The organism is Limnohabitans radicicola (assembly GCF_014837235.1).
Lineage (GTDB): Bacteria > Pseudomonadota > Gammaproteobacteria > Burkholderiales > Burkholderiaceae_C > Limnohabitans_A > Limnohabitans_A radicicola.
In genome coordinates, this window is sequence record NZ_JACYFT010000001.1 from 297102 (window position 1) to 309442 (window position 12341).

The window sequence follows — 12341 nt, forward strand, 5'->3', positions numbered from 1 at the left end:
ATACATGTATTCTAGCACAGGATTTTGCGGCTACAGCCCGCCCCCTCAAATTCATTCTCTTGGGCGAGTGGCCTCACCCCATGGGGTGATCTTGATGATCCACACTGTGCTCAGGCCATACACCGCCATGCCCGCACCCACCAGCGCAAAAATCATCCAGGCAGGCGACTGCCAGTAAGACAGCAACGCACCGCCCAAGGCCACCACCAGCAAACGCAGCGTGCCCGCTATGACCGGACCAATGGCCTTGCCTGCCCCCAGCGACGAGAAATACAAAGACAAACCCAGGCCAAACAAACCATAAAAAGGCCCCGCCCACATCAGGTAGCTGGCGGCAGATGCGAGCACCGACGGGTCCTGGGTATAGAGGGAAGACCAGACATCGGGCGCCAGGGTCACGATCAAACCCAACGATTCCAGCACGGCAGTGGCCACGGCTGCCGCTGTCCATGCGGCCTTGCGCGCACGGGCAATTTGTCCTGCGCCGATGGCCATGCCCACCAGCGGCACCGAAGCCACCCCCACGGCAAAAGCGATGGGGACCAGCAAAAACTCCAGGCGCGTGCCAATGCCATAGCCCGCCAGCGCTTGCGTGCCCAAAGTGGCCACCAAGCGGGTCAAAATCAAAATCGTCAGCACCGTCTGGAGCGGTGAAATGCAAGCCACGGCCCCCACGCGCAAGATGTCGATCAGGTGCTTGCGGTCCAGCGTGGTGCGGCGCACCTGTAACTGAATCTTGGCGCGCCCCGAAGACAGGTAGCTCCACAGAAACAAGGCCCCGCACAGATTGGCCAGCACACCGCCTGCGGCCACGCCGCGCATGCCCCACTGTGGCAACGGCCCCCAGCCCAGACCCAGAGCGCCCCCCATCAACACTTGCGCCAATGCCACGGCAAACAACGTGACCGAAGGCACTTTCATGTTGCCGCTGCCTCGAATGACCGAAGACAAGGTGTTCACAATCCACACAAAGACCGAGCCGACAAAGGCCACCTCGCCATAGGCCACGGCCTGCGCCAGTGCCTCACCCTTGCCGCCCAGGATCGCCATGAATGTCGGCCCCAGCAACTCCATCAAAACCATGTAAAACAGGCCCAGCGTGATGCCAATCCACAAGGCATGCACCGCCAGCACATTGGCCCGCCCGACATCGCCCGCCCCCAGCGCACGGCTCACAGCAGACGACACCCCTCCGCCCATGGCCCCAGCCGACATCATGTTCTGCAACATCACAAAGGGGAACACCAGCGCCATGCCCGCCAAAGCGGGAGCGCCGAATTGCCCAACATAGCTGGTCTCCGCGATCGCTGCCAACGCCGTGGCCAGCATGGCCACCATGTTAGGCAAGGAAAACCGCAACAAGATGGGCAGGATCGGCCCGGTCAACAAAGGGTTGGCTGCTGGTGAATTCGTGGGGTTTCCGTTCTGGGGTGGGTTGAATTCACTCACCGCTCGCCTCATCGGCCAGGGGTTCGAGCAAAGCCATGGAACTGTCAATCAAATCGTGCAGCTGAGCCACCTTGTCGGTGCCCAGCATGCGCTGAATGTCGTCTTGCGCCACACGCCAGCGGCGCTGTGCTTCGGCGCGCTTGAGACGCCCCGCTTCAGTCAGGCTCACCAAACGGCTTCTCGCGTCATTGCCCGCTGACACGACCACCCACTGCGCATCCACCAAAGGCTTGAGGTTGCGTGAAAGCGTGGATGTGCCCATCTTGATGTGGCTCGCCAACTCGGTTTGCCCGATGGGTCCCAACTTGGCGATGTAGGAAAGCAAGGAGTACTGGGTCGTCTTGAGACCCACCTTGGCCAACTGCACGTCATAGTGCTGCGTCACGCGCCGCATGAACTGCCGCAACTTGAGGTTGGTGCAACCCAGGGGACTGGCCGAGGGACTGAAGGTTTCCGTCATGACTTGATTGTATCTACAATTGTTGCATATGCAATTAAAGGAGATTTCATGACCACCACCCACATCACTGCAGACGCCACCGATTGGACCCACCAGCAAATGCAGGCGCGTCAGTACATGCACAGCCACGGCGGACAGCCGGGCATCGCCACCATGGCGCAACTGGCTGGAAAAAGCGGACGCGAAATTCTGGAAGGCATGATGGATGGCAGCCTGCCTCACCCGCACATGAACGAATCATTGGGCCTGGACCTGCTGGAAGTGGGCGATGGCATGGCGGTGTTTCAGGGTGTGCCTGATTTGCGTTATTTCAACCCCATGGGTACGCTGCACGGCGGCTGGTACTCGACGCTTCTTGACTCGGCGCTGGGTTGCGCCGTGCAATCCAAGTTGCCCGTGGGCCGTGCATACACGACGGCCGAATTGAGCATCAACATCGTGCGCCCTGCCACACAAAAGACGGGCCCACTGCGTGCCACCGCCAACGTGATTCACATGGGCAAGCAAATGGCCACTGCCGAAGCCAAGATCCTCGACGAACAAGGCCGCTTGTATGCCCACGCCACGACCACCTGCTTTGTGTTTGATGTGAGCTGAGCCTCACCCCTGCACCCGGTGTGTCAAGTACCGCACCGACACGCAAAGACCAGGCGTGCGTCAATGGGTTCTCTTCATCATCTTCAAGGGAACCCCATGAAAACACGCCGACCACTCCTTGCCGTCTTCCTGTGCCTCGGACTGCTGACACTCACGGCAGTGCAAGCCGAGACGATCAGCAAAACCGAATACAAGGCGGGCAAAACCCGCATCAGCGATACCTACAAGGCAGACAAAGCCGCCTGCAAATCTCATTCAGGCAACGCCAAAGACGTGTGCATCGAAGAAGCCAAGGCCAAAGAAAAAGTGGCACACGCCGAGCTGGAATACAGCTACACGGGCAAAGCCACTGACCGCAACAAAATGCACGTGGTGAAAGCCGAGACCGACTACGCGGTGGCCAAGGAAAAGTGCGACGACCTCGCAGGCAATGCCAAGCACGTGTGCGTGCAAGAAGCCAAAGCCGTTGAGCAAAAAGCCCTGGCCGACGCCAAGATGGGCAAAGAAATCGGCGAAGCCAAAAAAGACGCTGCTGCTGAAAAAATGGACGCCGACTACAAAGTCGCCATGGAAAAGTGCGACGCCCTGGCTGGCGACGCCAAGGCCAGCTGCGTGGCAGCGGCCAAGAGCAAGTTCGGCAAGAAGTAAACCCGGGGGGCATGAGATAACTTTGAGCGACGACCCGGATGTCTGCCTAGATCATCTCGCTTTCGCCTCATGACTACTCCGAAGACTCGAGCGTGCGGGGTACAAATGAAGATCTACAAGAGCCGTCTGCTGACTAAAACCATCCTCAATGGTTCAACTGCCCCCAAGCCTTCTCCAGCCGCTTGATGCTCACCGGCTGCGGGGTTCGGAGTTCCTGCGCGAAGAAGCTCACGCGCAGCTCTTCCAGTAGCCAGCGGAATTCGAGCATGCGGGCGTCCTGGGCGCCTTTGCGTTCGGCCACGAGACGCCAGTAGCGCTGTTCTTGCGGCTTGAGCTCGGTCAGGCGCTGGGCGTCGCGGGCGGGGTCGGCGCGGTACTTGTCCAGGCGCAGGGTGATGGCCTTGAGGTAGCGGGCGTAGTGCTGCAACTGTGGCCACGGGGTGGCGGCCATGAAGTTTTTGGGCATCAGGCGCTGAAGTTGCTGCGTGCAGTCTGCCGTCGCGTCGGGGGCGTTTTTGGTGTCCTTGATCTTGCGGGTGGCCGCGCCAAACTCCAGCAAGATGGTGCCCGCCAGCCGGGCCACTTCGTTGGCAATCAGGGTGAGGCGGCCCCGGCCTTCTTCGATGCGGCGCTTGAACGTCGTCTCGTCGTTGGGCAGCGGGTCCAGCAAAAAGGCGCGGTCGAGCGCCACGTCGATGATCTGGGTTTTCAGCTCGTCGGCGGTGCCCAGTGGCATGTAGGCCACGGCCATTTTTTGCAGATCGGGGATGTTTTTCTCAAGGTACTTGAGCGCGTCTTTGATCTGCAGCGCAAACAAGCGGCGCAGGCCTGCTCGGTTTTTGCTGGCGGCCACTTCGGGCTCGTCAAACACCTCGATGGTCACGGCGTCTTGCATGTCCACCAGCGCCGGGAAGCCGATCAAGGTCTGGCCGCCTTTGCTGATTTCCATCAGCTCGGGCAGTTCGCCGAAGGTCCAGGCTGTGTAGCGCTGATCGGCGGATTGAGCGCTCTGCCTCTGCGAGGAATCAATCGGGGTCAGAGCCCGATTTCCTTCGGACAATCGGGATCCGACCCCATTGGATTTGGAGTCTGCTGGCGAGGCAGCCGCAGGCGCAGAAGTCACCTTCAGCTGCGCCAGCGCCTGGAACGCGCCACGCGCTTTGGCGCCCAGCTCGCCTTTGAGTGCGCCCAGGTTGCGGCCCATGCCCAACTGGCGGCCATGTTCGTCCACCACACACAGGTTCATGAACAGGTGCGGGCTGAGCATCTCGTGCTTGAAGTCGGTGCGCTTCACGTCCAGGCTGGTTTCGTCGCGCACTTTTTTGAGCAGCACGTCCGTCAAAGAGCCTTGCCCAAACAGTTCAGGCGCCGACAGCTCGGCCGCGATGCGTGTGGCCGATTCGGGCAGCGGCACAAAGCGGCTGCGCGGGCGCTGCGGCAGGCTTTTGAGCAAGGCCTGGATTTTGTCTTTGAGCAAACCGGGCACCAGCCATTCGCAGCGGTCTTCGCTCACCTGGTTCAGCACAAACAAAGGCACCGTCACCGTCACGCCATCGCGGGCATCGCCCGGCTCGTGCAGGTAAGTGGCTTGGCAGTCGGTGCCACCCAGGCGAATGTGTTTGGGGAAGGCCTGCGTGGTGATGCCAGCGGCCTCGTGACGCATCAGCTCTTCGCGGGTCAGCAGCAACAGCCGTGGCTGCTTGGCGCTTTCGGCGCGGTACCAGTTCTCCAGCAAGCGGCCGCTGCACACCTCGGGCGGGATCTGCTGGTCATAAAAAGCGTAGATCAGCTCGTCGTCCACCAGCACGTCTTGCCTGCGCGACTTGTGCTCCAGCTCTTCGACCTTGGCGATCATCTTGTGGTTGGCGGCCAGGAAAGGCAGTTGGGTCTCCCACTGGTCACCCACCAGCGCTTCGCGGATGAAAATTTCGCGGGCGCCGTGCAGGTCCACCCGGCTGTAGGGCGTGCGGCGGCCGTTGTAGACCACCAGGCCGTAAAGCGTGGCGCGCTCCAGCGCCACCACTTCGGCGGTCTTCTTTTCCCAATGCGGGTCGAGCAGTTGCTTCTTGAGCAGATGCGCGCCAACTTGCTCCAGCCACTGTGGCTCAATCGCCGCAATGCCCCGGCCAAACAGGCGCGTGGTCTCGACCAGTTCGGCCACCACGATCCAGCGGCCCGGCTTTTTGGAAAGGTGCGCGCCAGGGTGGCGGTAAAACTTGATGCCCCGAGCGCCGAGGTACACGTCTTCGTCGTCGAGCTTGTAGCCCACATTGCCCAGCAGGCCCGCCAACATGGACAGGTGCAATTGCTCGTAGCTCGCAGGCTGCGTGTTGATGCGCCAGCGGTGCTCGGTCACCACCGTGAGCAGCTGGGTGTGCGTGTCGCGCCACTCGCGCACACGGCGGATGTTGACGAAGTTCTGGCGCAGCAGTTGTTCGTACTGGCGGTTGCTGAGCTTGTGCTCGGTGCCGTGGCCACCTCGGGCGTCATGAATCCACTTCCACAGCTTGAGGTAGCCCGTGAATTCGCTCTTGTCGTCGTCGAACTTGGCGTGCGCCTGGTCGGCCTGGGCTTGCGCGTCCATGGGGCGATCGCGCACGTCCTGCACGCTCAAGGCGCTGGCGATCACCAGCACTTCTTCGAGCGCCTGGCGGTCGCGCGCCTCCAGGATCATGCGGCCCACACGCGGGTCCAGTGGCAGGCGGGCCAGCTCCTGGCCCATGGGCGTGAGTTCGTTGGCGTCATCCACCGCGCCCAGCTCGGCCAGCAGCTGGTAGCCGTCGGTGATGGCACGCTTGGACGGTGCTTCGATGAACGGGAAGTCTTCCACCACGCCCAGGTGCAGGCTCTTCATGCGCAAGATCACGCCCGCCAGAGACGAACGCAAAATCTCCGGATCGGTGAAGCGCGGGCGACCTGCAAAGTCCTTCTCGTCGTAGAGGCGGATGCAGATGCCGTTGGCCACACGGCCGCAGCGGCCCGCCCGCTGGTTGGCTGCCGCCTGGCTGATGGGCTCAACCATCAGCTGTTCGACCTTGCTGCGCAGGCTGTAGCGCTTGACACGGGCCGTGCCCGCATCGATCACATAGCGGATGCCGGGCACCGTGAGCGAGGTTTCGGCCACGTTGGTGGCCAGCACGATGCGGCGGCCGTTGGACGAATCAAACACCCGGTCTTGTTCGGCCTGCGACAAGCGGGCAAACAGGGGCAGCACTTCGGCCCCGCGTGTCAGCGGCTGGTGCGACAGGTGTTTGCGCAGGTGATCCGCAGCCTCTCGGATTTCGCGCTCACCGGGCAAAAACACCAGGATGTCGCCACCCATGCCCCCGGCCCAGAGTTCGTCCACACCATCGGCAATCGCGTCGTTGAGGTCGTGGTCGCGGGACTCTTCAAACGGGCGCCAGCGTTGCTCGACCGGAAAGGTCCGACCCGAGACCATGATGATGGGCGCGTCACCCTTGCTGGAGGCAAAGTGCTTGGCAAAGCGGTCGGCGTCGATGGTGGCCGAGGTGACCACCACTTTCAGGTCCGGGCGGCGCGGCAGGATCTGGCGCAGGTAGCCCAGCAAGAAGTCGATGTTCAGGCTGCGTTCGTGTGCCTCGTCGATGATGATGGTGTCGTAGGCCTGCAGCAGTGGGTCGTTTTGCGTTTCGGCCAGCAAGATGCCGTCGGTCATCAGTTTGACCGAGGCGTTTTTGGAGAGGCGGTCCTGGAACCGCACCTTGTAGCCCACCACCTCGCCCAGCGGGGTCTTGAGTTCTTCGGCAATGCGCTTGGCCACCGAGCTGGCCGCAATGCGCCGGGGCTGGGTGTGGCCGATGAGACGGCCCTTCTCTCCTGGCTTGGCGTTCAAGCGCCCACGGCCCAAGGCCAGCGCGATTTTGGGCAGCTGGGTGGTCTTGCCCGAGCCGGTTTCACCGCAGACGATGATGACCTGGTGCTGGTCCATGGCGGCCATGATTTCGTCGCGACGGGCCGAGACCGGCAGGCTGTCGGGAAACTCGATTTGGAGGGGGGTGGCGGACAAGGCGGAAAACTCTGTAAAAATCAGGTCAAAGCGGTTCATTGGATTATCCCCGCTCCACCTGCCCCACACCCTAGCCCATGTCCACTGTCTTCAACTTCACCTTCGTGCCCTGGTTCCGGTCGGTGGCGCCCTACATCCACATGCACCGGGGCAAGACCTTTGTGGTGGGCATCGCGGGCGAGGCGATTGCAGCGGGCAAGCTGCAAAACCTGGCGCAAGACTTGGCGCTGATCCAGAGCATGGGCGTCAAGATCGTGCTGGTGCACGGCTTTCGGCCGCAGGTCAACGAGCAGCTGGCGGCCAAAGGTCACACGCCCAAGTATTCGCACGGCATCCGCATCACCGACAGCGTGGCGCTGGACTGCGCCCAAGAAGCCGCAGGTCAGCTGCGCTACGAGATCGAAGCGGCCTTCAGCCAGGGCTTGCCCAACACGCCCATGGCAGGCTCGACCGTGCGGGTGATTTCGGGCAACTTCATCACGGCGCGCCCGGTGGGCATTGTGGACGGCGTGGACTTCATGCATTCGGGTCTGGTGCGCAAAGTCGACGTGCAAGGCATCACCAACACGCTGGACATGGGCGCGATGGTGCTGCTCTCGCCCTTTGGCTTCTCGCCCACGGGTGAAGCTTTTAACCTGACCATGGAAGAAGTCGCCACCAGCGTGGCCGCCGAGCTGCAGGCCGACAAACTGATCTTTTTGACCGAGGTGCCCGGCATCCGCATCGACCCGCACGCCCCGGCCAGCGACGACAACCCCATCGACACCGAGCTGCCGCTGGCCGCCGCCAAAAAACTGCTGGCCGAGTCACCCAACCCCACACAGCCCACCGATCTGGCGTTTTACCTGCAGCACTGCGTCACGGCTTGCGAAGAAGGCGTGGAGCGCAGCCACATCCTGCCCTTTGCGGTCGACGGCGCACTGCTGCTGGAGGTGTACGTGCACGACGGCATCGGCACCATGATCGTGGACGAAAAACTTGAAGAACTGCGCGAAGCCACCGCCGACGATGTAGGCGGCATTCTGCAATTGATCGAACCGTTCGAAAAAGACGGCACCCTGGTCAAGCGCGACCGCACCGAGATCGAGCGCGACATCGACCACTACACCATCATCGACCACGACGGCGTGATCTTTGCCTGCGCGGCGCTCTACCCCTACCCCGAGGCCAAAACGGCCGAGATGGCGGCGCTCACCGTGTCGCCCCAGTCACAGGGTCAGGGCGATGGCGAAAAAGTGCTCAAACGCATCGAGCAGCGCGCCCGCGCCATGGGCCTCAAAAGCATCTTCGTGCTGACCACACGCACCATGCACTGGTTCATCAAGCGCGGCTTTGTGCAGGTGGACCCAGACTGGCTGCCCGAAGCACGCAAACGCAAATACAACTGGGACCGCAAGAGCCAGGTGCTGGTCAAGAAGCTCTGACCCTTGTTGTAGGAGCCCCGCCCTCGGGGCGATGTTGCGGCGTCAAACGTTCAGCCACGCGCGCAAACGCTCCGCCCCCTGCGACAGGCGTGACAAGTCCTTGGACGCAAAGCACCAGCGCAACCAGCCCGCCGCCTCGGGGGCAAAGGCCTCGCCCGGGGCCAGGCCCAAGCCCGCCTCGGTGACCAGGCGCTTGGCCGTGGCCACCGTGTCCGGGTGTCCATCCAACTGAAAGAACGCATACATGCCCCCTTTGGCCGGAGCCACCCGAACGCCGGGCACGGCCTGCAAGAGCGGCACCAGCGTATCGCGGCAGGCCTGGAGGTGGGCCACCACGCGGGGCGTGATGTCAGCCGTGTGCTGCAGCGCGGCGATGCCTGCGCGCTGGGTGAACACCGAGATGCACGAGGTGTTGAACTCGATGAGCTTGCCCACGGGCTGTGTCATGGCGGGCGGCATGACCAGCCAGCCCAAACGCCAGCCGGTCATCAAAAAGCTTTTGGAGAAGCTGTGCACCACGACCAGACGGTCGTCAGGTGTGGCGAGGTCGAGGAACGACGGCGCGCAGCCGTTGACGGTGTCTGCCTCGTAGTACAGGCGCTCGTAGACCTCGTCGGCCAGGATCCAGGTGCCTGTCTGGCGGCAGTGGTCGAGGATGGCTTGCTGCTCGGCGCGGGTCAGCGTCCAGCCTGTGGGGTTGTTGGGCGCGTTGAGCACCAGCACGCGGGTGGCCGGGGTCACGGCGGCTTTCAGGGCGTCGATGTCGAGCACCCACTGGCCATTGATGGGTTTCAGGCTCACGCACTTCAGGCGTGCGCCCATGACCAGCGGTTGCGCCGTGAGGTTAGGCCAGACGGGGGTGACGGCCACAACTTCGTCGCCCGCATCGACCAGCGACTGGAACGCCAGCATGAGCGCGTTGACCCCGCCCGATGTGATGGCGATGCGGTCCATGCCGATGTGTCCGTGCAAGCCGCTCATGTAGTCGGCCACCGCCTGGCGCAGCTCGGGCAGGCCCAGGTTGTGCGAATAGAAGGTCTCGCCGCGTTGCAGCGAGTCGATGGCCGCCTGGCGGATCACATCGGGCGTGACTTCGTCCGACTCGCCAAACCAGAAGGCCAGCACATCGCTGCGCCCCAGGCCCGCATTGGCCACCTCGCGGATGCGGGATTCTTCGAGGTCGAGCACCGTCTGGCGCATGAATGGCGTGGCTGTGTTGTTCATGCCCAGATGCTAACGCCAGCAGAGCACGGGGGTTTTCACACAGGCGTCAGCGGCCTATCATGGCCACACAAAAACACCAGGGAGAGAGACATGAACACACACGGCTTCATGGGCAAGACCAGGGGCATGACCGCATGGGTCCTGCTGGCCCTGGCTGCCGTGCTGGCACTGCCGAGCGCACAGGCACAGGCGACGACCAGCACGTCAAAGAACACCCGCGCCAAAACCCGCAAGCCACCCGTGGACAAGGGCCCGGCCGAGTCACGCGCCGAACGCGACAAGCGCCTGCAGCGGGAATGCAAAGGCAAGCCCAATGCGGGGGCTTGTGAAGGTTACGGCGGTTAGGTTTATCGCGGCGGGGGCGCCGCTCCTACAGCAGGCGCCGCTCCTACAAGGAATGTGGGAGCCCCGCCCTTGGGGCGATTTCAGGCCGTCAAAGCCACCACTGTGCCAAGCCACTTGCCCGCACGCTCGGGCGGTCAATGGCCGCTTCGAGCAAGCCCGCCTCAGCCTCGATCAGCGTGAACTGCTCCCGTGCCCGGGAAATGCCCGTGTAGGCCAGCTCGCGACTCAGCACTTCGGCACCGCCCGGAGGCAACACCAGCGCGGTGTGCTCGAACTCCGAGCCCTGGCTCTTGTGCACCGTCATGACGAAAGCGGTTTCAACATGGGGCAGGCGCATCACACTCACCGAGCGCAGTGCCTCGCCGTCGAGGAACCAGACCTTGAGCGTGCCTTCGGCGTTGGGCAACACCACGCCCACATCGCCGTTGAAAACGCCCAGCTGCGCGTCGTTGCGGGTGACCATGACAGGCCGCCCGGCGAACCATTCGCCCGTGACTTTGAGCAGACCCTTGTCGGCCAGGGCTTTTTGTACGGCGGCGTTGAGGCCTTCGGTGCCCCAGTCGCCCCGGTGCACCGCGCACAGGATTCGAAAACGCTCGAAAGTCTTGAGCACGCTGCGCACCCAAGCGGCATGGACTTCGGCGTCTTGCCCACCCGGCACCTGCTGCATGAGGTGCAGGTAGTCGGCATACGACGGTTTGCCGGATGTGCCAAGCGCCAAGGTGCAAACAGCTTGTGGCGTGGACGGTTGGAGGGCGAGCAAAGGGGCCACATCGTCACCTGATCGCGGCGAGGGCGCCGCGCCTACAGGGTTCAGGAAAGCTGCGCGGGCAGCAGCCGCGTCACCGCCATTCACCGCCAGGGCCAGCTGGCCAATGGCACCTTTGAAGCGGCGACTATGGTGCAGCATCACGGTTTGTTGGGCGAGCAAGGGCGCAGTGCCCGCAGACAGGTATTGGGCAGGCAAGGTCTGCCCTGACACAGCCTGCACAAACTGCACGGTGTCCGCGCTGTAACGGCCTGCGGCAGCGTCGCGGCACAGGTCGCCCAGCACCGCGCCCGCCTCGACCGAGGCGAGCTGATCTTTGTCGCCCAGCAGCACCAGCCTCGCCGTGGGGGGCAGCGCCTGCAGCAGCGCGTCCATCATTTCCAGATGCACCATCGAGGCTTCGTCCACGATCAGCACGTCCACATCGAGCGGGTTGGCCGCGTAGTGGCGGAACTGGCGCGTGTCGGGCCGCGCACCCAGCAGCGAATGCAGCGTACGAGCCGGGCCCATGCGGGCGATCAGCGTGTTCAAGTCGAGGCCGCTGCCCTCTGGCACCTGGTCTTGCAAACTGGTCAGTGCGTTGTCGATGGATTGCTTGAGCCGCGCCGCCGCCTTGCCCGTGGACGCAGCCAATGCCACGCGCAGCGGACTGCCCTCCTCGTGCAGAGCCAGCAGCAGGGCCAGCAAACGGGCTGCGGTGTAGGTCTTGCCCGTGCCCGGCCCGCCCGTGATGACCGACAGACGCGCACGCAGCGCCACCGCGCAGGCCACCTTTTGCCAGTCGGTGTCGGCGGGTGCGTCCGCATGGGGCACAAAAAAGCGGTCCAGCCAGCGGCGTGCCGCCGCCTCGGGCACAGGCAGCGGTTCGCTGGCCCTTTGCAGCAGACCTTGGCCCACACGCTTTTCATAGCCTGCATAACGGCGCAGGTACAAGAGGGGTGCATCAGCGCTGCCGCCCAGCACCAGCGGCTGGCCTTGGTCGGGTGCATCGCTGTGGCGCATGCAGGCCTTGGAGGATGTCGCCCTTTGCAAAGCGGCTTGCCAGTCGGGCAGCGTGGCGGGCAGGTGCGCCCACAGGGCTCGCAAGCCTTGCGGCCCTTCCACCGCCACGGTGGGCCAACCTAGCAGGGCCACAGGCGGTGCGCACAGGTCGGCCAAGGGCAGGCAGGTGTGGCCCCGCCCTTCCATTTGTGCGAGCAAGGCCGCCGCCACCAGCAGCGCAGGGCTGGCCTGCGCATCGAGCCGCAGCAATTGGGCTGCAAGGGCGCTGTCGATGTGGCGCAGCAGGCCCTGCTCGGTCCACAGCTGCAGCCATTGCAGCGTTTGCGCGCCGCTCAGGCCTTGGGCGGGCAAGTCGTTCAACCAATCCATTTGCGTGGTGGGAACAGACATAATGCG

Annotated in this window: 9 protein-coding genes; 4 read left to right on the top strand and 5 right to left on the bottom strand. The window is 63.4% G+C overall.

The features are described 5' to 3' along the window. Nucleotides 1-51: 51 nt before the first annotated feature. Nucleotides 52-1449: an MATE family efflux transporter gene (locus IC609_RS01525; RefSeq protein ID WP_333473617.1), complete on the bottom strand. Its 1398-nt coding sequence runs from the start codon at nucleotides 1447-1449 to the stop codon at nucleotides 52-54. Next, nucleotides 1442-1909, bottom strand: a complete 468-nt coding sequence (locus tag IC609_RS01530; RefSeq protein WP_191817692.1) for a MarR family winged helix-turn-helix transcriptional regulator — start codon at nucleotides 1907-1909, stop codon at nucleotides 1442-1444. Before IC609_RS01530 ends, IC609_RS01525 begins: the two co-directional genes overlap by 8 nt. Nucleotides 1910-1957: 48 nt before the next feature. On the opposite strand from IC609_RS01530, the gene IC609_RS01535 reads away from it, so the two are divergent. Both IC609_RS01535 and IC609_RS01540 read left to right on the top strand, forming a co-directional pair. Next, the gene (locus tag IC609_RS01535; RefSeq protein ID WP_191817693.1) at nucleotides 1958-2506 is read left to right on the top strand and encodes a PaaI family thioesterase; all 549 of its coding nucleotides are present in this window, start codon (nucleotides 1958-1960) and stop codon (nucleotides 2504-2506) included. 96 nt (nucleotides 2507-2602) lie between these two features. After that, nucleotides 2603-3154, top strand: a complete 552-nt coding sequence (locus IC609_RS01540) for a hypothetical protein (RefSeq protein ID WP_191817694.1) — start codon at nucleotides 2603-2605, stop codon at nucleotides 3152-3154. A 145-nt stretch (nucleotides 3155-3299) separates the two neighbouring features. On the opposite strand, the gene hrpA is transcribed toward IC609_RS01540, so the two are convergent. Next, nucleotides 3300-7112, bottom strand: a complete 3813-nt coding sequence (gene hrpA, locus IC609_RS01545) for an ATP-dependent RNA helicase HrpA (protein WP_232844230.1) — start codon at nucleotides 7110-7112, stop codon at nucleotides 3300-3302. Between the two features lie 146 nt (nucleotides 7113-7258). Between hrpA and argA the strand changes: the two genes are divergently transcribed. Then, complete coding sequence (gene argA / locus IC609_RS01550; RefSeq protein ID WP_191817696.1) at nucleotides 7259-8605, top strand: amino-acid N-acetyltransferase; 1347 nt, start codon at nucleotides 7259-7261, stop codon at nucleotides 8603-8605. A gap of 42 nt (nucleotides 8606-8647) precedes the next feature. Here argA and IC609_RS01555 read toward each other — a convergent pair whose 3' ends face one another. Beyond that, entirely contained in the window at nucleotides 8648-9829 is a 1182-nt protein-coding gene (locus IC609_RS01555) for a pyridoxal phosphate-dependent aminotransferase (protein WP_269902664.1), read from the bottom strand. A gap of 90 nt (nucleotides 9830-9919) precedes the next feature. On the opposite strand from IC609_RS01555, the gene IC609_RS01560 reads away from it, so the two are divergent. Then, entirely contained in the window at nucleotides 9920-10174 is a 255-nt protein-coding gene (locus IC609_RS01560; protein WP_191818955.1) for a hypothetical protein, read from the top strand. Nucleotides 10175-10262: 88 nt separating this feature from the next. Here the strand turns inward: IC609_RS01560 and recD are convergent, their stop codons facing one another. After that, complete coding sequence (gene recD / locus IC609_RS01565; protein WP_225223950.1) at nucleotides 10263-12314, bottom strand: exodeoxyribonuclease V subunit alpha; 2052 nt, start codon at nucleotides 12312-12314, stop codon at nucleotides 10263-10265. Nucleotides 12315-12341 lie beyond the last annotated feature (27 nt).

Excerpts from the sequence above, each read along its gene's own strand:
- IC609_RS01540 (WP_191817694.1), top strand. The coding sequence starts at position 2,603 with ATGAAAACACGCCGACCACTCCTTGCCGTCTTCCTGTGCCTCGGACTG.
- IC609_RS01560 (WP_191818955.1), top strand. The coding sequence starts at position 9,920 with ATGAACACACACGGCTTCATGGGCAAGACCAGGGGCATGACCGCATGG.
- IC609_RS01530 (WP_191817692.1), bottom strand. The coding sequence starts at position 1,909 with ATGACGGAAACCTTCAGTCCCTCGGCCAGTCCCCTGGGTTGCACCAAC.
- hrpA (WP_232844230.1), bottom strand. The coding sequence starts at position 7,112 with ATGGCCGCCATGGACCAGCACCAGGTCATCATCGTCTGCGGTGAAACC.
- IC609_RS01555 (WP_269902664.1), bottom strand. The coding sequence starts at position 9,829 with ATGAACAACACAGCCACGCCATTCATGCGCCAGACGGTGCTCGACCTC.
- argA (WP_191817696.1), top strand. The coding sequence starts at position 7,259 with ATGTCCACTGTCTTCAACTTCACCTTCGTGCCCTGGTTCCGGTCGGTG.
- IC609_RS01535 (WP_191817693.1), top strand. The coding sequence starts at position 1,958 with ATGACCACCACCCACATCACTGCAGACGCCACCGATTGGACCCACCAG.
- recD (WP_225223950.1), bottom strand. The coding sequence starts at position 12,314 with ATGGATTGGTTGAACGACTTGCCCGCCCAAGGCCTGAGCGGCGCGCAA.